This window comes from Streptomyces sp. NPDC043896 (assembly GCF_056435605.1).
The window spans coordinates 39,264-57,614 of sequence record NZ_JBWKEE010000029.1 but is presented as its reverse complement, the minus strand read 5'-3'; the positions used below and the strand labels follow the sequence as shown (position 1 = coordinate 57,614).

Annotated in this window: 23 protein-coding genes; 13 read left to right on the top strand and 10 right to left on the bottom strand. The window is 73.1% G+C overall.

What is annotated here, in order from left to right; translation table 11 throughout:
* Nucleotides 1–125 precede the first annotated feature (125 nt).
* Nucleotides 126–833, top strand: coding sequence for a class I SAM-dependent methyltransferase (locus AC069X_RS32480; protein WP_478734278.1), 708 nt, complete (start codon nucleotides 126–128; stop codon nucleotides 831–833).
* Nucleotides 834–907: 74 nt separating this feature from the next.
* On the opposite strand, the gene AC069X_RS32475 is transcribed toward AC069X_RS32480, so the two are convergent.
* The 3 genes from AC069X_RS32475 to AC069X_RS32465 all read right to left on the bottom strand — a co-directional run bounded on the left by AC069X_RS32475 (nucleotide 908) and on the right by AC069X_RS32465 (nucleotide 2,415).
* A complete protein-coding gene (locus AC069X_RS32475; protein ID WP_478734342.1) occupies nucleotides 908–1,069 on the bottom strand; it encodes a hydrophobic protein in 162 nt (53 codons plus the stop codon).
* A 136-nt stretch (nucleotides 1,070–1,205) separates the two neighbouring features.
* Nucleotides 1,206–1,694, bottom strand: a complete 489-nt coding sequence (locus AC069X_RS32470) for a DUF2267 domain-containing protein (protein WP_478734276.1) — start codon at nucleotides 1,692–1,694, stop codon at nucleotides 1,206–1,208.
* 286 nt (nucleotides 1,695–1,980) lie between these two features.
* Nucleotides 1,981–2,415 (bottom strand): Hsp20/alpha crystallin family protein, encoded by a 435-nt coding sequence (locus AC069X_RS32465; protein ID WP_478734274.1) that lies wholly within the window; start codon nucleotides 2,413–2,415, stop codon nucleotides 1,981–1,983.
* A gap of 127 nt (nucleotides 2,416–2,542) precedes the next feature.
* Here AC069X_RS32465 and AC069X_RS32460 point away from each other — a divergent pair, with 127 nt between their 5' ends.
* Entirely contained in the window at nucleotides 2,543–3,199 is a 657-nt protein-coding gene (locus tag AC069X_RS32460; RefSeq protein ID WP_478734272.1) for an HSP18 transcriptional regulator, read from the top strand.
* Nucleotides 3,200–3,209: 10 nt separating this feature from the next.
* Here AC069X_RS32460 and AC069X_RS32455 read toward each other — a convergent pair whose 3' ends face one another.
* Entirely contained in the window at nucleotides 3,210–4,523 is a 1,314-nt protein-coding gene (locus tag AC069X_RS32455; RefSeq protein WP_478734270.1) for a PP2C family protein-serine/threonine phosphatase, read from the bottom strand.
* A 217-nt stretch (nucleotides 4,524–4,740) separates the two neighbouring features.
* Between AC069X_RS32455 and AC069X_RS32450 the strand changes: the two genes are divergently transcribed.
* Nucleotides 4,741–5,718, top strand: a complete 978-nt coding sequence (locus AC069X_RS32450) for an L-threonylcarbamoyladenylate synthase (RefSeq protein ID WP_478734268.1) — start codon at nucleotides 4,741–4,743, stop codon at nucleotides 5,716–5,718.
* 47 nt (nucleotides 5,719–5,765) lie between these two features.
* On the opposite strand, the gene AC069X_RS32445 is transcribed toward AC069X_RS32450, so the two are convergent.
* The gene (locus AC069X_RS32445; RefSeq protein WP_478734266.1) at nucleotides 5,766–6,404 is read right to left on the bottom strand and encodes a carbonic anhydrase; all 639 of its coding nucleotides are present in this window, start codon (nucleotides 6,402–6,404) and stop codon (nucleotides 5,766–5,768) included.
* Between the two features lie 211 nt (nucleotides 6,405–6,615).
* Here AC069X_RS32445 and AC069X_RS32440 point away from each other — a divergent pair, with 211 nt between their 5' ends.
* The gene (locus tag AC069X_RS32440) at nucleotides 6,616–7,017 is read left to right on the top strand and encodes an ATP-binding protein (protein WP_478734264.1); all 402 of its coding nucleotides are present in this window, start codon (nucleotides 6,616–6,618) and stop codon (nucleotides 7,015–7,017) included.
* Between the two features lie 492 nt (nucleotides 7,018–7,509).
* Here the strand turns inward: AC069X_RS32440 and AC069X_RS32435 are convergent, their stop codons facing one another.
* Together AC069X_RS32435 and AC069X_RS32430 are read right to left on the bottom strand one after the other, a co-directional pair.
* Nucleotides 7,510–7,959: an SRPBCC family protein gene (locus AC069X_RS32435; RefSeq protein ID WP_478734262.1), complete on the bottom strand. Its 450-nt coding sequence runs from the start codon at nucleotides 7,957–7,959 to the stop codon at nucleotides 7,510–7,512.
* A 341-nt stretch (nucleotides 7,960–8,300) separates the two neighbouring features.
* The gene (locus AC069X_RS32430) at nucleotides 8,301–8,906 is read right to left on the bottom strand and encodes a hypothetical protein (RefSeq protein ID WP_478734260.1); all 606 of its coding nucleotides are present in this window, start codon (nucleotides 8,904–8,906) and stop codon (nucleotides 8,301–8,303) included.
* A gap of 273 nt (nucleotides 8,907–9,179) precedes the next feature.
* Between AC069X_RS32430 and AC069X_RS32425 the strand changes: the two genes are divergently transcribed.
* The 6 genes from AC069X_RS32425 to AC069X_RS32400 all read left to right on the top strand — a co-directional run bounded on the left by AC069X_RS32425 (nucleotide 9,180) and on the right by AC069X_RS32400 (nucleotide 12,944).
* On the top strand, nucleotides 9,180–10,517 hold the full coding sequence (locus tag AC069X_RS32425) for a hypothetical protein (RefSeq protein ID WP_478734258.1): 1,338 nt from the start codon (nucleotides 9,180–9,182) through the stop codon (nucleotides 10,515–10,517).
* A 212-nt stretch (nucleotides 10,518–10,729) separates the two neighbouring features.
* Nucleotides 10,730–11,008 (top strand): hypothetical protein, encoded by a 279-nt coding sequence (locus AC069X_RS32420; protein WP_478734256.1) that lies wholly within the window; start codon nucleotides 10,730–10,732, stop codon nucleotides 11,006–11,008.
* A 32-nt stretch (nucleotides 11,009–11,040) separates the two neighbouring features.
* Nucleotides 11,041–11,268, top strand: a complete 228-nt coding sequence (locus tag AC069X_RS32415) for a hypothetical protein (protein WP_478734254.1) — start codon at nucleotides 11,041–11,043, stop codon at nucleotides 11,266–11,268.
* A gap of 190 nt (nucleotides 11,269–11,458) precedes the next feature.
* Nucleotides 11,459–11,815, top strand: coding sequence for a hypothetical protein (locus AC069X_RS32410; RefSeq protein ID WP_478734253.1), 357 nt, complete (start codon nucleotides 11,459–11,461; stop codon nucleotides 11,813–11,815).
* A 197-nt stretch (nucleotides 11,816–12,012) separates the two neighbouring features.
* Nucleotides 12,013–12,390, top strand: coding sequence for a PadR family transcriptional regulator (locus tag AC069X_RS32405; RefSeq protein WP_478734251.1), 378 nt, complete (start codon nucleotides 12,013–12,015; stop codon nucleotides 12,388–12,390).
* Nucleotides 12,387–12,944: a hypothetical protein gene (locus AC069X_RS32400; RefSeq protein ID WP_478734249.1), complete on the top strand. Its 558-nt coding sequence runs from the start codon at nucleotides 12,387–12,389 to the stop codon at nucleotides 12,942–12,944. Before AC069X_RS32405 ends, AC069X_RS32400 begins: the two co-directional genes overlap by 4 nt.
* 33 nt (nucleotides 12,945–12,977) lie before the next feature.
* Here AC069X_RS32400 and AC069X_RS32395 read toward each other — a convergent pair whose 3' ends face one another.
* From AC069X_RS32395 to AC069X_RS32385, 3 genes are all read right to left on the bottom strand, one after another.
* Nucleotides 12,978–13,841 (bottom strand): haloalkane dehalogenase, encoded by an 864-nt coding sequence (locus tag AC069X_RS32395; RefSeq protein WP_478734247.1) that lies wholly within the window; start codon nucleotides 13,839–13,841, stop codon nucleotides 12,978–12,980.
* 163 nt (nucleotides 13,842–14,004) lie between these two features.
* Nucleotides 14,005–14,631, bottom strand: a complete 627-nt coding sequence (locus AC069X_RS32390) for a TetR family transcriptional regulator (protein WP_478734245.1) — start codon at nucleotides 14,629–14,631, stop codon at nucleotides 14,005–14,007.
* Nucleotides 14,632–14,735: 104 nt separating this feature from the next.
* Entirely contained in the window at nucleotides 14,736–15,374 is a 639-nt protein-coding gene (locus tag AC069X_RS32385) for a PadR family transcriptional regulator (protein WP_478734243.1), read from the bottom strand.
* A gap of 183 nt (nucleotides 15,375–15,557) precedes the next feature.
* On the opposite strand from AC069X_RS32385, the gene AC069X_RS32380 reads away from it, so the two are divergent.
* From AC069X_RS32380 to AC069X_RS32370, 3 genes are all read left to right on the top strand, one after another.
* A complete protein-coding gene (locus AC069X_RS32380; protein ID WP_478734340.1) occupies nucleotides 15,558–16,472 on the top strand; it encodes an ATP-binding cassette domain-containing protein in 915 nt (304 codons plus the stop codon).
* Nucleotides 16,469–17,299 carry an ABC transporter permease gene (locus AC069X_RS32375; protein WP_478734241.1) on the top strand — a complete coding sequence of 277 codons (831 nt, stop codon included), beginning with the start codon at nucleotides 16,469–16,471 and terminating at the stop codon, nucleotides 17,297–17,299. Before AC069X_RS32380 ends, AC069X_RS32375 begins: the two co-directional genes overlap by 4 nt.
* A gap of 71 nt (nucleotides 17,300–17,370) precedes the next feature.
* Nucleotides 17,371–18,036, top strand: a complete 666-nt coding sequence (locus AC069X_RS32370) for a DUF5701 family protein (protein WP_478734338.1) — start codon at nucleotides 17,371–17,373, stop codon at nucleotides 18,034–18,036.
* Nucleotides 18,037–18,351: the final 315 nt, after the last annotated feature.

The window sequence follows — 18,351 nt, the reverse complement described above, 5'->3', positions numbered from 1 at the left end:
TTCTTGGGCCATGCGGCCCACAGGCCGTCCGGAAGGGCGGGAGGAACCGGCCGCGCCGAGCCGCTTCCGCCGGTGCGGGGGCGAAGCTGAGGGAGGAAGTCGTCACCCGGCGGGAGGTACAGGTCATGGCCGTGCTGAGAGATGCCGAGCTGGCGGGGGCCTTCGACCACGCGTCCGGCTCCTATGACCGTATGGTCGCGGCGAGCCCCGGCTACCACCGGCACCTGCGGCGTTCCGCGCGCCGGCTCGCCCTCCCCGGGCGCGGCGCGGGCCGTACGGTCCTGGACCTCGGCTGCGGCACCGGCGCCTCCACCGCGGCGCTGCTGCGCGCCGCGCCCCTGGCGGCCGTGACCGGGGTCGACGCCTCCGCCGGCATGCTCGCCCGGGCCCGCGGCAAGTCCTGGCCCGGCCGGGTGTCCTTCGTCCACGCCGCTGTCGAGGGCATGGCCGAGGCCGGAGTCACCGGGCCCTACGACGCGGTCTTCGCGGCGTACCTCTTCCGCAACGTCGCGGATCCCGACGCCGTGCTCCGCCGGACGCGTGAGGTGCTGCGCCCGGGCGGCCGGCTCGCCGTCCACGAGTACGCGCTCAGCGGGCGGGCCGTCGACCGCGCCGTGTGGTCGGCGGTCATGGCCACCGTGGTGCTGCCGTGGGGCCGGCGCCACGGCGACGCGGCGCTCTATCGCCACCTGTGGCGCAGCGTGCTCGACTTCGACACGGCCGACGTGTTCGCCCGCCGGCTGCGCCGCGCCGGATTCACCGACGTCCGCGTGCTGCCCCAGCCGGGCTGGCAGACCGGCATCACCCACACCTTCGTCGCCACGAGCCCCTGAACATCCCGAACGTGCGGGTGGCCCGCTCCCTCCGTGGGAGTGGGCCACCCGTACGCGGAACGAGGCCTGCCGCACTACCAGCGATACCAGCGGCCGCTGCCGCCCTTCGGGCGGGCGACGAACCCGATCAGCCACAGCACCAGCACCGCGATCGCGATCCACCAGAGGATCTTCACGGCGAAACCGGCACCGAACAGGAGCAGTACGAGCAGGAGAACGAGAAGCAGGGGAACCATGGTCATCAACCTCCGCAGCAGCGCATGCCCTGCCACTGGCCACCCATGCGCCTGGCCGCTGTTCGTTTCTCATTACCGGCCCGCCGGCTGGGGCCCGCGCCGGAGACGACCGTGTCCGAGGCGACTCGGGGGTCAGCTACGGGGCAGCCCCGATCGGGTCACTGACCGAAAGCTCCATCTGAGGTTCCCTGGCGGGCTGTTGCCGCAGTTCCGCCTGGCCGAACAGAAGTGCGTAGCCGTCGGGGAGCCGGCGGAGGATGCGGGCGAGGAGGCCGGGGCCGGTGAGGCGGGTGACGACCGCGAGTACGGCGCCGGTGTCCCAGCGGGCCATGGCCGGGGTGGTGTCGCTGCGCGCGGCCAGGTCTTTGACGAAGCCCCAGCCGGTGAGCTGTTCGGTTGCGGGGATCTGGGCGGTCAGGGCGAGGGCGGCTTCGACGGGCAGGCATTGTGCGAGGTCGACGCGTTCGTCGCCGACGAGCTGCCGGCCGAGGGCGGCGAGGACGGTGCGGACGGCTTCCTCGGCGCGTTCGCGGGTGGGGTAGGCGCCTTCGTAGCGCACGCGTTCCAGCATCTGCTCGAACGTCATGGCGGGCTGGGCCCGGTTCGATCGAGGCTGGTCGTACATGGTGCTGCGGTCCTTTCTCGGCGTAGGTCTCGGGGGGCGGGCGGCGAGCTCGGCCCGTACGGTGCCGGCCGGGTGTGCGCCCGGCAGGGCCGGACGACGCCGGCCGTGCGTTCGGCTTCCTCCCGGGTTCGGTGCTCGCCGTGTTCCTCGACGCGCTCCAGGAACGCCTCCTGGCGCATCGGCATCTCGGCGCCACCTCCGGGGAGGGGCGAGGGGCGGGCGCGGAGGGCGGGGTGCCGGAGGGGGAATCGGGGTTCCCCGCCCTCCGCCGCCGGTGGCGGGCTGCTCAGCCCGAGATCTGCCGGCGGCCGGAATCGCCGCCGATGCTGATCTTCCGCGGCTTGGCGCGTTCGGCGATCGGGATCCGCAGGGTGAGGACACCCGCGTCGTAATCGGCTTCGATGCGCTCGGTGTCGAGGGTGTCGGCCAGCATGATCTGGCGGGAGAAGACACCCAGGGGCCGCTCGGAGAGCTCCATCTGCACGCCGTCGGCCTTCTCCGCGGGCCGGCGCTCGGCCTTGACCGTCAGCATGTTCCGCTCGACGTCGATGTCGATCGCCTCGGTGCTGACACCGGGAAGGTCGAAGGCGATCACGTAGACGTCACCCTGGCGGTAGGCGTCCATCGGCATCACGGACGGCTTCGACCACGTCCCGGACGCGCCGGAGAGCTGCTGAACGATCCGGTCCATCTCGCGGAACGGGTCAGTGCGCATCAACATCGCGAAACACCTCCAGTTGGTTCAGGCAGGAACTGCCAATGCGCTTCAACGTGCCACTGTTGTAACATGTCATCGAAACGATGACAAGCAGGATGTCGCCTAGAGGATGACGCGAACGGAGACCGTCGTGAACGAGGCCGCAGAACCGAACCCGCCCGTCACCTTCCTCGCCGCCGCCGCGGCGCTGGAGGCCATAAGCCAGGCCGTCAAAGACGCGCAGCGACCGTCGGCGGGCGCGCCCGCGACGACCGGGGACAGGGGCCCGCACCCGGCCTTGGCCGCACTGCTGACGCTGCGCGAGGTACGCGAGCAGCTCGCCGGCTGGGAAACCGGCCTGATCGAGACCGCCCGTGGTCAGGGCGCCAGCTGGGCCGACCTGGCAGGGCCCCTCGGGGTCGCCAGCCGCCAGGCCGCCGAACGCCGCTACCTGCGGCTGCGCCCCGGCAAGGCCGGCAGCACCGGCGAGGAACGCGTCCAGGCCACCCGCGACACGCGCGCCGCCGACCGCAGCGTGAACGCCTGGGCCCGCGACAACGCCGCCGACCTGCGCCGCCTGGCCGGACAGATCACCGCCCTCACCGGCCTCCCGGCCGGCGCCGAGAGCGCGATCGGCGACCTGAACCTGGCCCTCGCCGACAACGACGCCGCCCGGCTCGTCGGCCCGCTGGCCGAGACCCGGAGCCACCTGAGGTCCGAGGACGCCGCGCTCGCCGAACGCGTCGACGACATGACCCGGCACACCGACCGGCTCCGCCAGGACAGCCGCGACCGGCGCGGCACGTGAAGCGGCGGGGTCAGGCCGACGGGAAGGACGGCCTGGACGGGGCCGTGGTCCGCGGAGGCTCCGCCGCGGTACCGCCGGCCGGGGTGACGGGGCGCAGGGCGGGGTCGTGGCCGGGGCCGGGGCCGGGGCCGGGGCTGGGGCCGTGGCCGGGGCCGTGCCATTCCAGGACCACGACGGTGGCGTCGTCGGTGAGCCTGTCGCCGTGGTGGTCCAGGACGGCGCGCATGAGGCGGCGCAGCGTCTCGGGGACGGGGAGGCCGTCCGCGTGGTGGCGGATGAGGAAGTCGGTGAAGTGGTTCAGTCCGAACTGCAGGCCGCCGGCATCGCGGGCTTCGGTGACGCCGTCGGTGTAGAGGACGAGACGGTCGCCGGGTTCGAGCTGTTCGCGGCACAGGGTGACGGGCAGGCCGAGCTCGGTGCCCAGCGGGTGCGCCGGCGGGCAGTCCAGGGCGGTGACCCAGCGGCCGCCGCGGATCAGGACCGGGGGCAGGTGGCCTCGGTTGATCCAGCGCAGCTCGCCGGTGGCCGTGTCGAGATCGGCCAGGACCGCGGTGACGAAGGTGTCGTGGTGGAAGTGGTCGACCAGGGTGTGCTCGACGCTTTCGGTGGTGGCCACCAGGCCGGTGCCCTGGCGGCGGTGGTTGCGGCAGGCGGTCACGGCGAGGTTCGCGGCCAGTGCGGCGTGGCTGTCGTGGCCCATGGCGTCGAATACCGCCAGGTGGACGTGGTCCGCGGCGACGGCGTAGTCGAAGGCGTCTCCGCCGACCTTGTAGGCCGGCTCCATCACGGCGGACACCACCACGTCCTGGTTGGCGAAGGCCCGCGGCGGCATCAGGTTCCACTGCAGCTCGGCGGCCACGTTCATCGCCTCGGTGCGCGACAGGCGGGCGGCGGCGTCGCTGCCGAGGCTCTTGCCGGCCACCAGCATGCCCACCAGCGAGGCCACCACGCTCAAGTCCTCCACCGAGGCCCCGTCGCCCAGGTCGGCGTGCAGGACACCGAGGCGCTCGGTGCCGTTCAGCAGCGGCACCCACCAGCGGCCCCGCTCCCCGTCCCCGCCGTGCGACGGGCGTACGGAGGCGAAGGCGCGGCCGGGCAGGGTGCCCTCCACCGCGAGCGTTTCACCGCCTTCGGCGGCGTCGGGTCCACGCCCGGTGAACTCCCTCAGGACCTGCTGTCGCAGATCGGCCAGGTAGATCCGCGCATCCCCCATCCCGGCCTGCCCGGCCCGCCGGGCGACCAGAGGCGGCAGTTCGTCGAAGCCGACCAGACGGCTGTCACCGAGCAGGCCGGTCAGTACTCCCAGCAGGCGCTCCGCCTCCACTCGGCCACCTCCTCCACCGGCAGCGCCGCACTCCCTTCCAGCATCCGGCCCACCACCCCCGCGCGGCCACTCCGGAGCGCCCCGGGCCACGCGTCCCGTCCACACGGGCTCTCAGCCCCGCGACCGGGCATGGCCTGGGCCCGCCGGGAACGCGCCGCCGGGCGGCCCGGCCGGGGCAGCGGCGGGAAGGACGTCGCGGCGGTGGGAAGATGGCGAGGTGACGGCAACAACCAGTGACATCGAGAACGCGGCCGGCGTCCTGCGCGCCGGGGGCCTGGTGGCCCTCCCGACCGAGACCGTCTACGGTCTGGGCGCCAACGCCGAGGATCCCGCTGCCATCTCGCGGATCTTCCAGGCCAAGGGGCGTCCGCCCACGCATCCGCTGATCGTCCACCTCGGCGGCGCGGACCAGCTGGACGACTGGGTGAAGGAGGTGCCCGCGCCGGCGCGGTTGCTGGCGGCACGCCTGTGGCCCGGGCCGTTGACGCTGGTCCTGCGGCGTGGCCACCGGGTGCCGCTGGAGGCGACGGGTGGGCTGGAGACGGTGGCGGTACGGGTGCCCGACCATCCCGTGGCGCTCGCGCTGCTGGCGGCGTTCGGTGGCGGCGTCACGGCGCCGTCCGCCAACCGCTTCGGCTCGGTCAGCCCCACCACGGCCGATCACGTCCGTGCCGAGCTGGGTGACAAGGTCGACTTCGTCCTGGACGGCGGTGCCTGCACGGTCGGCCTCGAGTCGACCATCGTCGACGTCACGGGGGATGTCCCGGTCATCCTGCGGCCCGGAGGGGTCACCCGCGAGGATCTCGAAGCGGTGCTCGGGTACCCGCCGGCGGTCCCTTCCACCAGCCGTGTCCGGGTGCCCGGCCAGCATCCGTCCCACTACGCCCCCCGTGCCCGCGTCGTCCTCGTCGAACCGGAGAAGGTCGTCGCGGAAGCCGAGCTCGCGCAGGAGCTGGGGCACCGGGTCGGCGTCCTCCTCCCGCCCTCCGCCGCCGACAGCTCGGTGAGGGCGCACGCGGTGGTGGCACTGCCCGCCTCGACCGCCGCCTACGGTCGCGGTTTGTACGGTTTCCTGCGCCGGCTCGACCATCAGGGCTGCGACCTCATCATCGCCTCGCTGCCGGCAGAGGAAGGGCTGGGGCTGGCCATCGCCAACCGGCTCCGGCGTGCCGCGGGTCCGCGTCCCGCCGTGTGAAGGCGGCCCGGCGCCGTGTGATCCCGCCTCGGCGCCGGCCGTGGTGGTCAGGACGCGCTGTCCGCCGCTTCCAGGCCGCGGGTGGTGACGAGCTGCGCGCTGCCGTCGGCCAGGCGGTAGGACATCCCCACCACACCGAGCCGGCCGGCGGCCACGGCCTCTGCCAGGAGTCGGGAGCGTTCCAGCAGCAGGTCCACGGTGTGCTCGATGTGCTCGGCCAGGATCTCCTCGGCACTCTCGCGTCCGGCGGCGCGGGCGGCCAGCACGCTCGGGGTCACGCGCTCGACCACGTCCCGGACGAAGCCGCCCGGCGTCCGGCCGTCTTCGAGGGCTGAGCAGGCCGCGGCGACCGCGCCGCACGAGTCGTGGCCCAGGACCACGACCAGCGGCGCGTTCAGCACGCTGACGCCGAACTCGATCGAACCCAGGACCTCGGTACCGGCGACGTGCCCGGCGGTCCGGACCACGAACAGATCGCCCAGACCGCGGTCGAAGATGATCTCGGCGGCCAGGCGGGAGTCGGAGCAGCCGAACAGCACGGCGAACGGGCGCTGAGACGGCGCGGTCTCGGTACGGCGGACGGCGTCCTGGTTCGGGTGCTCCGGCGTACCCGCCACGAAGCGCTGGTTCCCCGACAGCAGCAGGTCGAACGCGTCCCGGGGCGTCGGAGTCTTGATCTCTGTCATGGTCGGCAGCCTACGAGCCGGCGCCGTCCCCCGCACCGCCTGCCCTCCCGTCCCCGTCCCGCGCCGGGGGTGTCGGACGCCGATGGCGGCCGCTCGGGGACCCGGACCCGGACCGGGCCTCCGTACTCCGGCGCAGGCCGGGCATGACCGGCGCCCGGTCCGGGCAGGCGCCGTGTCCAGCCGCAAGCGCGCACAGGACCCGGAGGGGACCATGGACGACCCCCAGCCACGTCACCACCGGTATCAAGGCACCGGGGCGGCGGCCCGCGCCCGCGACGAACTCCGGAGCTTCATGGACGAAGCCACGGCGCACGGACACCCGATACCCCAGCCGGTCCAGGACGCGGCCCTCCTGGTCGCCACCGAGCTCGTGACCAACGCCCTGCGCCACACCGACGGCCCCTGCACCCTCGACCTCGCCTGGGCCGGCGACGGCATCGACATCGACGTCACCGACACCAGCCCCGCCCCTCCCAGGCGGCGCGACGCCGACCCGGCCGGCGGCGGCGGGCACGGGTGGCCGGCGATCCAGCGGCTCGCCACGGAGGTGGGCATCCGGCCCGCCCGAGGAGGCGGCAAAACCATCCACACCCACCTCACAGCCGGCCCATAGCCCCCGCCCCGCAGCACAGCCCTCAGCCGCAGCCGCAGCCGCAGCCGCAGCCACAGATCACATCGAGCGGGGCACGGCCAGTGCGACTTCGCAGCCTGCGCTCGCGACCTCCGCCCCAGGAGAGCGCGGGCGAGTGCGGCCGCTGCGACCGCGGCCGCGCCGAGGCCGTATGAGGGCCGGTCGTCGCCCCGCCGACGGGCCCGGGGGCCGCTGTGGTCAGCGGGCGCCGGGGGATACGGCAGGCCGGGGTGCACGGGGAGGCATGCACCCGGCCCGGCCGTGCCTGCGGCGGGACGACGGAGCGGTGCCGTGACGGCGGCCCGCAGGCGGCCGCCCCAGGGGGAAGGGGTGCCGCCTGCGGTCACCAGTCGCGAAGAGTCCGCCAGCCGGTGAGGCGTGCCGCCGTCACCAGCGCGTGTGTCCCCGATCCATGGCTCCAAACCCCGTCCCCGCGACACGGCTCGCGCCCGGCCGCGGGCGGGAGTTGTGGGGTCAGACGCTGCCGCGCCAGCCACCTGTCGCGTTGCCACGGTCCTCGATGAAGTGCTTGAACCGCTTGAGGTCGCCCTTGACCTGACGGTCGACGAAGCCGAGCTTGTCGCCGATGTTCTCCGCCATCCCCTCGGGGTCGAAGTCCATCATCAGGGTGACCTCGGTATGGGAGGGGTCGATCGGGCGGAAGGTGACCAGACCCGACTGCTCCGTCTCACCCCCGACGGTGACCCAGGCGACCTTGTTGTCGGGGACCTGCTCGGTGATCTCCGCGTCGAACTCGCGCTGCACCCCGCCGATCTTCGTCACCCAGTGGGTGAGCGTGTCCGTACGCTGCTCGATGTGCTCGACCCCGTCCATGAACTCGGGGAACGACTCGAACTGCGTCCACTGGTTGTAGGCGGTGGTGACCGGGACGTTGACCTCGATCGATTCCCTGACCTGCGACATGACCGAACCTCCGTGGGTGGGTGGAGCCCGCCCGGGCCGGGCAGGCGGTGGAGAAGACTCCTGATGCCTTCCCCGCCGCCGCGCCTGCCCCTGCCCGGCCCGCTCACACCACCCTCTGGAACACGGCCGGCGGGCGAGTCGCCGCAACCGGCCCCCGCCCACTTGCACAACGGTCGCGGCCGCCGTAGGGCTCGGGCTCGGCCACGATCAGCCGCGGGTCAGGGACGTACGGCGGGCCGGCGAACACCCCACCCGCACCAGGAGCGGTGCCCGCGAAGTCGGCCCACGCCGCGCGGCGGGCCGCCCACCGCAGCCCTACGGCACCAGCTGACAGAACACCACTAGTACGCGCCACCGCGGAAGAACAGGCTGCCCTGGTGACGAGGACGATCGCCCCGCGGATGGGCCGCGTCCGAGCGGTGGGCCGCGGTGGCGTGCTCCGCGTCCGCCAGGGTGCGCAGCACGTTCAGGGCCGCCAGCACGGCCGACCGGTTGCCGGCCCGCTTCATCCAGGCCGGCAGCCGCGGGATCATCGCCAGGGTCGGGCTGAGGTTGCCGCGCTCGCGCAGCCGGGCCCCCACGTAGCCGGACAGCTCCTCGACATGGGCCTCGTTGTACGCCCACAGTACCCGCCCGGCGCACCGGGCCTGCAGCCACAGCGGAAGCCGGAAGAAGGGGTCCTCGGTGCCGCCGATCACCGCCCCGGCCAGACCCTTGCCGCGGAGCTCGGCGGTCCACTCCCGCACCGCCCCGCACCCCGCGCACGCCATCCGGCGCGGCATGACCAGCAGCTCGCTGAACCAGCGCGGCGCGGCGAGGTCCGGCCGCGGCACGACACTGGCGCGGCCGCCGCATCGCGGACAGACCACGAGGATGCGGTCGGTGAACCGCACCAGCCAGACGTGCCGGTCGCGGTGGCGGACGGGTGCCCCGGAATCCTCGCTCATGCCGCCACCCTCTCAGCCGCCCCGCCGGAGAGTGCCCCCGGGGGCCCGCGGCCCGGAGGGCAACGCGGCATCCGCGAGCGCGAAGGAACGGCGCCCCGGAACTGCGCCTCCGAACTGCGGCTCGTGGGAGCGTGGTGTGGGTGAGCGGCCAGGCGGCCGGATGCCCGGCGGAGTACACCGCGCGAGGCAAGTCGGTTCGCGTCCAAAACGGGTTGCCGGCTCACCCGCGGGACGGCGATCATCCTGGGGTTTGCCCCCGATCACCGGAGACACATGACCACCGAACTGTCCAAGGCCTGGGAACTCTTCGAGTCCGGCGACCCCCGAGAAGCGATGCGAACGCTGCGGATCGCCTCCGAAGAGCTGGCGTCCGCGGAGATCGCCCCGCTGGTGGCCGAGCTGGCCGAAGGCGCCGGGTTCACGGACCTCGCCGAGGCCTCGGCAGAACTGGCGGCTCGGCCCGCGGACGCCGAGCGGCTGTACCGGTTCGGCTACGCCTGCGTGGAGCGCGGGGTCCCCGCCCTGGCCGTTCCCGCGCTGAGAGAGGCCCTGCGCCTGAGCTTGGCGCCGGCCGCCGCGCCCGAGCGCACCGGGTTGTTCCGCCGCAGGTCCGGGGCTCGGTCCGAGGCGCGGCTCGCGCCCCGGCGGGTGCTGCTGGAGCTGGTGACGTCACTGGAACGGGTCGAGCGGCACGCCGAAGCAGTGGCGCTGCTGCGCGAGCACGACTCCCTCATGGACGACTGGCCGGACCGCTACCTGACGGTCTACAACGCGCTGATGGCCGGTCAGACCGACGTGGCGAGGCAGGTGTTCGACGGCCTTTCGACGCCCGAGGGCGTCTGGGCGGGGCCGGGCCGACGGGTCGGCCGGATGCTCGACCGTGCCGCGATCCTGCCGCCGGCGGGCTTCCAGGACTTGCGCGGCTGGCACTACGTGCTGACGGGCGGGCTGCTCCTCACCCTCTCCCCCCACGGTTTCGACCAGGGCATGACCGGCCGCTGGGCGTACCTGCAGGACGACTTCGATTCCTGCCGGCACGGCCTGGAGCGGCTGCGGACGGTCCTGGACGCGACCGGCCGCAAGCCCGCGTCGGTCGGCCTGCTGCCAGACCGCGGCAGCCGGGCGCTCGGCCTGGCGGCGGCCCGCTTGCTCGGCGTGCCGGCCTCCCCTTACCGGCCCGGCACTCCTGACGTGCTGGTGGTCGCGTACGACCTGACCGCGTGCGATCCCGACAGCGTCGCCGCGCTGTCCGAGCGGGCGGCGGGCGAGCTGCTCTTCGAGCACGCCACCTGCTGGACCGAAACGCCCGACGCGACGGCTGACGTCTGCACCTTGCTGGTGCAGCGCGTGATCCCTCCCTGGGAACCCGGCCTGCGGCTCGGCGATGACGGCCGGGCGGAGCGAGCGGAGCCCGACGGCCGGACGGCCGAGGAGCTGGCCGACGCGATCCTGGCGGCCGATCCCGCCCCGTCCGAGGGTGACGGGCGGACACCGGACGACCCGGATACGGCACTGGCCGCGTTCGCCACTCGCGCGGCAGCGCTCTGGGCGGACGGCCCTCGGGAGCGGATCCCCTCCTCGGGCCCGGTGCGCAGCGGCCGTTTCGCCTGATGGCGGATTCGCAGGGCAGTCATTCCCACCCGGGCGCGGGCCTCGCGGGCCCGCGCCCGGAGCGGTGCCCGTAAAGGACCGCGTGATCGTTCCGGTCCTGACGGGGCCGCGCCTCGCGTCCACTTCGAGGCAGGCGATTCGGGGGCACCCCTCAACGTCGAGGGGTGCGCTACGGTGGATTCACCAGTCGTGATTCCACCGTGGAGGCAGTCGTGAGCGAGTCACCGTGGACCATCGAACGGATCCGCGACGCACTCGGCAGCCCCGCCCTCGCCCAGCGGTTCCTCACTGAGATCAACCGGGCGCCCGCACACGAACTCCTCGGTGTCTTCGCCAAGTGGGAGCGCATCGCCAAGAACACCTTGCTCGCCGTCGAACGCGCTCACGAACTGGCCCAGTTCGACGAGCGCGGCGAAGGTCTCCCGGGCGAGTGGACCGACGCCACCGCCCGGGTTCTCGACGAGACCGGGGCCGCGCGCGGCGCCGCCTGAGCTGACAGTATTCAGGTGTGTACGCACTGAAAGTGGATCTCGCCGCAGAGGCCGTCTGGGACGCCCTCCCGCCGCAGGCCGGCGACAACCTCGGCAGAGCCCTGGCGCTCGCCTGCGAACGGCCCCACGACGCGACACACCCTTACGGCGTTGACGACAAAGTCGTCCGGCAGATCATCACACCCGAAGTCCGGGCGATCCTCCTCGTAGGACACAACACCCGGACCGTCACCGTCCTCCAGCTCGACTACCTCGCCTGACGACGGGGCACCCAGCCCTACGCGGTTCCAGGCCGAGGGCCTGGGAGGAGAGGGCCGCGCCCGGAAGGGTCCGGCGGCACAGGGCCCGCCGCGCCGAGGAATCACGGAGGATCGATTCGCCGGCCGGAGCCCCCCTAGGGTCGTGCCCGCAACGCCCGACCCGCCTTCCCGGAAAGGGGCCCCCTCCCCCATGAAGCTCCGCACCACCGCCGCAGCCGCCCTGACCGCCTTCGCCCTGGTCCTGTCGCTGCCCGGTTCGGCCCTCGCCGCCGTGGGCTACTTCCACTACAAGTACGTCGACGGGTACGGGCAGGAGCAGCACGTCACCCTGCACGATCCGCACAGCGGCAAGTGCGTCAACCTCCACGCCGTCAGCGACGACGACGAGCAGCCCGGCTACGGCCCCCACAACGACACGGACTCCGCCGTGGTCGTCTACGCCGGCGCCAACTGCGAGGGCCCGGAGTGGAAGCTGCGCGCGCACGGCAACCCGGCGCGCGACGACCTCCTGGTCCGGTCCGTGCGCTTCGCGGTCAACCCCGGTTAGCGGCCGCGGCGTTCGAACCCGGTGAGGCCCGGGGGCGGGCAACCGCCCCCGGGTTCGAGCCGGTTCGGCCGGACGGGCGCGTGGCCGGTGCCGGAGTCGTCGCGGAACGTGCGGGGTCCGCCGCACCGCACGGGGCCGGGAACGCGCGCCGCCAGGTTTCTTGCGGTGCAAGGTACTCGCCGACTATCTTGTACCGCATGACAAAGGAACTGTCCGCGGCCGGCGACCAGCGGCGCAGTCAGCTCCTGCGCGGCGTGCTGGACCTGTGCCTGCTCTCGCTGATCGCCGAACGGCCCAGGTACGGCTTCGAGTTCGCCGAGGCGCTCGCCGCCGGCGGGCTGGAGCTGGTCAGCGAAGGCAGCATCTATCCGCTGCTCGCACGGATGGAGCGGGCCGGGCTCATCTCCTCCTACCGGGCTCCGTCCCCGAGCGGCGGCGCTCCGCGCAAGTACTACCGCCTGACCGAGGCCGGGCACGCCGAGCTGAGCGGCGGCCGCGCCGACTGGCTCGCGTTCGCGGGGCAGGTGGGCCGCATCCTGACCGCCACGGAAACCACGGGGGAAACCGCGCCATGACGAACACGCAGATCCTCGCCGCCTGCCGCAGCAACTGGGAGTACCGGGGCATCGACGACGCCTCGGTGAGGGAGATGCTCGACGAGCTCTCCGCGCACCTGGAGGACGCGCGGGCGGCCGGCCGCACGCCGCAGGACGTCGTCGGCCACGACGTCCGTACGTTCGCCGCCGCATGGGCGCGGGCCCGCGCCCCGCTCCCGCGCCGGGTGCTGCGCACCGCGTCCCTGGGGTGCTTCGCCCTCGGCTGCGTCCTGCTGCTCTCGTACCTGCCCCGCTGGACCACCAGCCTGGACCTGACCCCCGGCTACCTCGCCTTCTGGACGGTGCTCGGCACGGCCACCGTCGCCTGGGAGCTGCGGCGCGGCAGCCTCGGCATACGCCGGAGCTGGGCGGTCGGCCTCGCCGCCGCGCTGCCCGCGGCGTTCCTCACCGACCGGCTTGCCGGGGACGCCGTGCTGTTCGAGCTGCCCCTGTGGGCGGCACCGGTCCTGCTGCTGCCCGGACTGCCGTACGCCGTCGCCGACGCGCGGGTCAAGAAGAGCGGGCGGGTCTGAGCGCGGGCCCGCCCAACGGGCGGGTCCCACCGGTCACGACGGGAAGCGCTTCGCCATCGCGGCCGTGATCGCGTCCGGTGCGTGCTCCTGGATGAAGTGGCGTGCGTGGGGCAGCTCGACCACCTCCAGATCGGTGAAGGCGGCACGCATCCGCGGGATGGAGGCCCTCGGACGGAACGCCATGTCCCGCATTCCCCAGACCAGCAGGGCCGGCTTGTCGCCGAGCAGGGCGGGCACGTCCCGGGCGAGCCGCTCCAGCAGCGGGCGTGCGGCACGGATCTGCCCGGGCGTCGCGGCGAGTCCGCGCCGGGCTTCCGCGGTGGGCTGGACCGCGCGGTAGTGGTCGGCCTCGGCCTTGGTGAGCTTGCGCCCCAGCTCTGCGAGCAGAACGCGCTCGACGAGGAGGTTCCGGTCGAGTATGCGCCGCTGCATCGGACGGCTGCCCATGATCGCGCTGAACGCCCGGTTCGCCATCGCTTCGATCGGCCAGAACGCGGTGTTGCCCAGCACGATCCCCCGCACCCGGTCCGCGCGGGTGGTGACCGCGCCCAGCCCGATGGGTCCGCCCCAGTCGTGGCCCATCACGACGAAGTCGTCGAGCCGCAGGTGATCGATCAGCTCGCCGAGCACCGCGGTGTGCTCCGCGACGGTGTAGCCGAAACCCGCAGGGCGTTCGGACAGCCCGAAGCCCAGGTGGTCGACGGCGACACACCGGTACCGGCCGCGCAGGTCCTTCACGATGTGGCGGTAGAGGAAGCTCCACGCCGGGGCGCCGTGGCAGAACAGGATGGTTGGCCCGCTCCCTTCGTCGACGTAGTGGACGCGGCCGGCCGACGAGTCGAACCAACGCGACGTGAAGGGGTATAAGTTCCCGTCGGGAATGAAATCGATCAGCATGGAGCCCTCCCTCGGACGCAGGGCTCCATGGTGTCCCGGTCCCCACCCGCGCGGCAACGACCGGAGTCGTGCTCGGTCTGCGCGGACCGAAGCCCTGCGCCGGCTCGGGCGGCTGTGCGGCCCGCCGTTCCGGGCTCCCGGAACCGGACCCGCCGGGCGGTGGTCAGACGCCGACGTACTGGTGGAGGAACCAGGTGTTGCCCCAGGGGTCCTCGAAGACCGCGACCTTGACCGGGCCGGTCTGGCGCGCGGGAGCGGCGACGGTGCCGCCGTCCCTCTCCACGGCGGCGAGGGTGGCGTCGACGCTCGTGAGAACCCCCAGGACGTAGGGCCGGCCCGGCGGCACGGGCGCGGTCATCACCTGAAGGCACAGCCCGTTCATCAGTGGCGGTATCACGGCCCCGGCCGCCGCCCCCACGTGCGGGGCCATCGCCTCGACGCTGTGCCGCGTCAGGCGCGCGGCGACGTCCCGCAGCTCCGGGCGGCGCGGGGCGGCCAGGTAGAGCTCGAACTCCACCACCGCCTGGGTGCGCCCCTCGCCCAGGCAGGCCATGACGCCGTCGGCGAGCGTCTCGGCCAGCTGCTCGGGACCGTCCTGCGCGTGCTCGGCGGACCAGGCGGCCATGGTGGCGGCGAAACGGTCGGCGCCACGCTCCAGCGCGACCCTGATCAGCGCTTCGCGGTCCTTGAAGTGGTACGTCGTCGAGCTGAGTGACACCTCGGCGCGCTCGGCGACGGCCCTGTGGCTGAGCCCCTCCAGCCCCCGTTCGGCGATCAGCTCATCGGGCACCTCCCTACTCATCGGTACGGAGGTCCGTAACGTTCAGCCCACCGGGAAGCGTCCGGCCCTCGCGGACGCCGGAGCCGTGGGCCGTCCCCCGCCCGGGCGGACGGCTAGCGGAGGTCCTCCGGGTGGGGCTCCGTGGCGTACGGGTTCGGCTCTCCCTCCGCGAGCACGGCCACGAACGGCTCGCCCTCCCCCGCGAAGGTGTACGCGCCGCCCTCGATGCGCCCGATCAGGCCCTGGGTCCACGCCGCTTCGCTGTCGGCCGAGTGGAGCCACATGTTCATGATCTCGCCGATGTGGCCGAGCTGCCACGGCCCGTCCTCCGGCGTGTAGTACTCGGTGACCGAGGACCGCCACTGCCGAAGCCGCTCGATCCGTTCCCTGAGGAGCGCGACGGCCTCGTCCCGGGGCAGGTCGACGATGAACCCGACGCCGGCCGAGAGTACGTCCATCTTCTGGTCGTACGAGGTCAGTGCCTGGCGCAGCAGGGTGAGGTACTCCTCGGTCCCCTGGTCGGTGATCTCGTACTCGACGCGCGGGGGGCCGCCGGCGGTGCTGGGCGCGACCTCGTGGGCGAGGAGGAGTCCTTGTTTCGCCATCTGCTTGAGCGCGTGGTAGATCGAGCCCGGCTTGGCGTTGGACCATTCGTGGGCGCCCCAGAACTCCAGGTCGTTGCGCACCTGGTAGCCGTGTGCCCGTCCGTGCTGGCGGACCGCGCCGAGGACCAGCAGCCGGATCGCTGACATGGGCGTCTCCCTTCAAGACAACTTTGACTAGCCTAGTGCCCTACGAGTGCGGCGGGCCCGGCGCCGGACGCACCCTCTTACGTAATCAAGTTTGACCAATTGCCTCGGAGGCCTTACCGTGGAGCAAGTAGTCAAGTTTGACCAGATGGGGGGAGTGGCGTGTCCGAACGGGATCCGGCGATCATGGTCGAAGGCCTGCGGAAGAAGTTCGGGGACAAACAGGCCGTCGACGGCCTCGATCTCACCGTCGGGACCGGGACCGTCCAGGGGATCCTGGGCCCGAACGGCGCCGGCAAGACCACAGCGGTGCGCATCATGTCCACGCTGCTGCGCCCCGACGAGGGACGCGTCGAGGTGGCGGGCGTGGACGCGTTGGCCCGGCCCGGCGAGGTGCGCTCGCGCATCGGGCTGCTCGGCCAGAACGCCGCGGTGGACGAGGAACTCAGCGGCCGCCAGAACCTGGAGATGTTCGGCCGCCTCCACCACCTCGGCGCGCGTCGCGCCGGCGACCGCGCCGATGAGCTCCTCGCCCGGTTCGGGCTCGCCGGCACCGGCGGCAAGGCAGTCGGGCACTACAGCGGCGGCATGCGGCGCCGGCTCGACCTCGCGGCGTCCCTGATCTCCCGGCCGCAGGTGCTCTTCCTGGACGAGCCGACGACCGGACTCGACCCCCGCGGCCGCACGGAGGTGTGGAACGCCGTCCGCTCACTGGTGGACGGCGGCACGACCGTCCTGCTGACCACCCAGTACCTGGAGGAGGCCGACCAACTGGCCGACCGGATCGCGGTGATCGACCACGGGAAGGTCATCGCGCAGGGCACGGCGGACGAGCTCAAGTCCATGACGGGCGGCGACCGCATCGACGTGGTCCTGCGTGACGCGGCCCAGCTGGCGCTCGCGGCTGCGCTGCTGCCCGGTGACGCGGTGGTGGACGAGGACCGGCGGCTGGCCAGTGCCCCGGTCACCGACCGGATGCGCGCCCTGAGCGAGACCGTACGGGCCCTGGAGGCGGCCGGCATCGAGGCGCAGGACGTCGCGGTGCGCCGGCCGACGCTCGACGAGGTCTTCATCCACCTGACCGGAGAGGAGGCCGCATGAGTGCGACGTCCGCTGTGGGCACGGCGTACGGCAGCGCCGGATCCAGGCTGCGCTGGGCGGCCGCCGACTCGTGGACGATGACCAGGCGGGAGCTGGCCCACTGGGCGCGCCGGCCGGGTCAGGTGGCGGTCGGGCTGGTCTTCCCGGTGATGATGCTGATGATGTTCGGCTATCTGATCGGCGGCGGACGCGGCCTGGACGGGGACTTCACCTCCTACCTGGTGCCGGGCATGCTCGCCATGACGATGGCCTTCGGCCTTGACGCGACGATGCTCTCGGTCACCCAGGACCTGGGCAAGGGGGTCATCGACCGGTTCCGGTCCATGCCGATGTACTCCGGCGCGGTCCTGGTCGGCCGGAGCGCCGCCGACATGCTCCAGTCGACGGTCGGCCTCGGTGTGATGATCGCGGTCGGCTACGCGATCGGATGGCGCTGGCACCACGGATTCGCCTCGTTCCTGGCGGCGGTGGGGCTCCTGCTGCTGCTCCGGTTCGCGATGCTCTGGGTCGGCATCCACCTGGCGCTGGTCGCGGGCAGGCCAGAACTGGTGCAGGCCGTGCAGATCCTCGTCTGGCCGGTCACCTTCCTGTCCAACGCCATCGCCGCGCCCCAGTCGATGCCCGCCTGGCTGGGCGCGATCGTGGAATGGAACCCGCTGTCGGCGACGTGCACGGCAGTGCGCGCCCTGTTCGGCAACCCGGGTGCCTCAGGCGGCGGTTCCTGGGCCGCCACCCACGCGGAACTCCTCGCGATCGCCTGGCCGGCAACCCTGATCGCGGTGTTCTTCCCGCTGGCGGTCAACCGCTTCCGGGACCTGAGCCGCTGACCCTCCACGCGAACCGCCCCGAACCGTCCACCGCTTCGTCCACGAACCGAGGGAGTACCGTGACCGAGCCCATGCCCACCCCCGCGACCGAATCCGCTTCCGCTTCCGGTGACGCCGTGCCCCCGCTTCCGCCGCTCGCCGTCCAGGCCGAGCGCCTGATCGAGCTCGGGGTACCCCAGATCGCCGGGATCTCCGCCGCCGAGGTGCGGGCCTTCGCCCAGCGCGGCGGAGAGGACGTCCTGCTCGCCGTCCACCCGGACCGGGCCCCCGCGTCCGCCCTCGCTCCGCTGCTCCGGCGCCGGGACAAGCCCGGCTTCGTCGTCTCCGACATGCATGACGTCGACCGGTTCACCCCCCACGAAGTGCGGCTGCCCGACGCGCCCCTCTACCTCGTCAGCGCGCCCGACCGGGGGGACCGCATGGCCAACTGGAGCCCGGAGGAGGCACTGCCGGCCCTCAGCGAGGAGGGCCGCACCCCGCTCCTGCTCACCGAGGGCATCCACTGGGTGCTCCAGCAGCCCGCCGCGCTGGAGCGCAACCGCTGCTTCATGACCATCGGCTCACGGCTGCGCAAGGCCAACGGCACCTTCGACGCCCGCACCCCGGCGATCTGGATCAGCAACGGCACCGGAAGGGACGGCCGCGAGCGGCGCGACGCCCCCAAGGTCGGCTGGTGCTGGTGGAACAACCGCCACACCTGGCTGGGCTTCGCCTCCGCCACCGGTCGGCGGCCCTGACCGGGGACCGTCGCCGCGACGGGGCGGCGGCGTGACGGCGCCCCGCACCGCGGCAACCCGATCGGGTCCGGATCGCCGTGGTGCGGGGTGCGTGTGGACACCATGGGGGCGGCCGGCGGAACACGTGCATCCGCACGGCCGGCCCAGGAGGAAGTAGAGGTGAGACAGGCCGTGGCTCCTGCCCGGTGGCGGCGGTGGTTCCGACGGTGTGGGCGACGCCCGGCCCTGTGGGCAGCCGGAGACGCCAAGCCCGTATGACCGGTGGCATCGCCGGCCGCCCGAGGCGGGGTGGCACCGCCCGGAGTCGTCCACATG

Coding starts and splice junctions, on each gene's coding strand:
- AC069X_RS32445 (WP_478734266.1), bottom strand. CDS start 6,404: ATGACAGAGATCAAGACTCCGACGCCCCGGGACGCGTTCGACCTGCTG.
- AC069X_RS32380 (WP_478734340.1), top strand. CDS start 15,558: ATGGTCGAAGGCCTGCGGAAGAAGTTCGGGGACAAACAGGCCGTCGAC.
- AC069X_RS32385 (WP_478734243.1), bottom strand. CDS start 15,374: ATGTCAGCGATCCGGCTGCTGGTCCTCGGCGCGGTCCGCCAGCACGGA.
- AC069X_RS32480 (WP_478734278.1), top strand. CDS start 126: ATGGCCGTGCTGAGAGATGCCGAGCTGGCGGGGGCCTTCGACCACGCG.
- AC069X_RS32425 (WP_478734258.1), top strand. CDS start 9,180: ATGACCACCGAACTGTCCAAGGCCTGGGAACTCTTCGAGTCCGGCGAC.
- AC069X_RS32470 (WP_478734276.1), bottom strand. CDS start 1,694: ATGTACGACCAGCCTCGATCGAACCGGGCCCAGCCCGCCATGACGTTC.
- AC069X_RS32375 (WP_478734241.1), top strand. CDS start 16,469: ATGAGTGCGACGTCCGCTGTGGGCACGGCGTACGGCAGCGCCGGATCC.
- AC069X_RS32430 (WP_478734260.1), bottom strand. CDS start 8,906: ATGAGCGAGGATTCCGGGGCACCCGTCCGCCACCGCGACCGGCACGTC.
- AC069X_RS32475 (WP_478734342.1), bottom strand. CDS start 1,069: ATGGTTCCCCTGCTTCTCGTTCTCCTGCTCGTACTGCTCCTGTTCGGT.
- AC069X_RS32405 (WP_478734251.1), top strand. CDS start 12,013: ATGACAAAGGAACTGTCCGCGGCCGGCGACCAGCGGCGCAGTCAGCTC.
- AC069X_RS32435 (WP_478734262.1), bottom strand. CDS start 7,959: ATGTCGCAGGTCAGGGAATCGATCGAGGTCAACGTCCCGGTCACCACC.
- AC069X_RS32440 (WP_478734264.1), top strand. CDS start 6,616: ATGGACGACCCCCAGCCACGTCACCACCGGTATCAAGGCACCGGGGCG.
- AC069X_RS32410 (WP_478734253.1), top strand. CDS start 11,459: ATGAAGCTCCGCACCACCGCCGCAGCCGCCCTGACCGCCTTCGCCCTG.
- AC069X_RS32465 (WP_478734274.1), bottom strand. CDS start 2,415: ATGTTGATGCGCACTGACCCGTTCCGCGAGATGGACCGGATCGTTCAG.
- AC069X_RS32400 (WP_478734249.1), top strand. CDS start 12,387: ATGACGAACACGCAGATCCTCGCCGCCTGCCGCAGCAACTGGGAGTAC.
- AC069X_RS32395 (WP_478734247.1), bottom strand. CDS start 13,841: ATGCTGATCGATTTCATTCCCGACGGGAACTTATACCCCTTCACGTCG.
- AC069X_RS32370 (WP_478734338.1), top strand. CDS start 17,371: ATGCCCACCCCCGCGACCGAATCCGCTTCCGCTTCCGGTGACGCCGTG.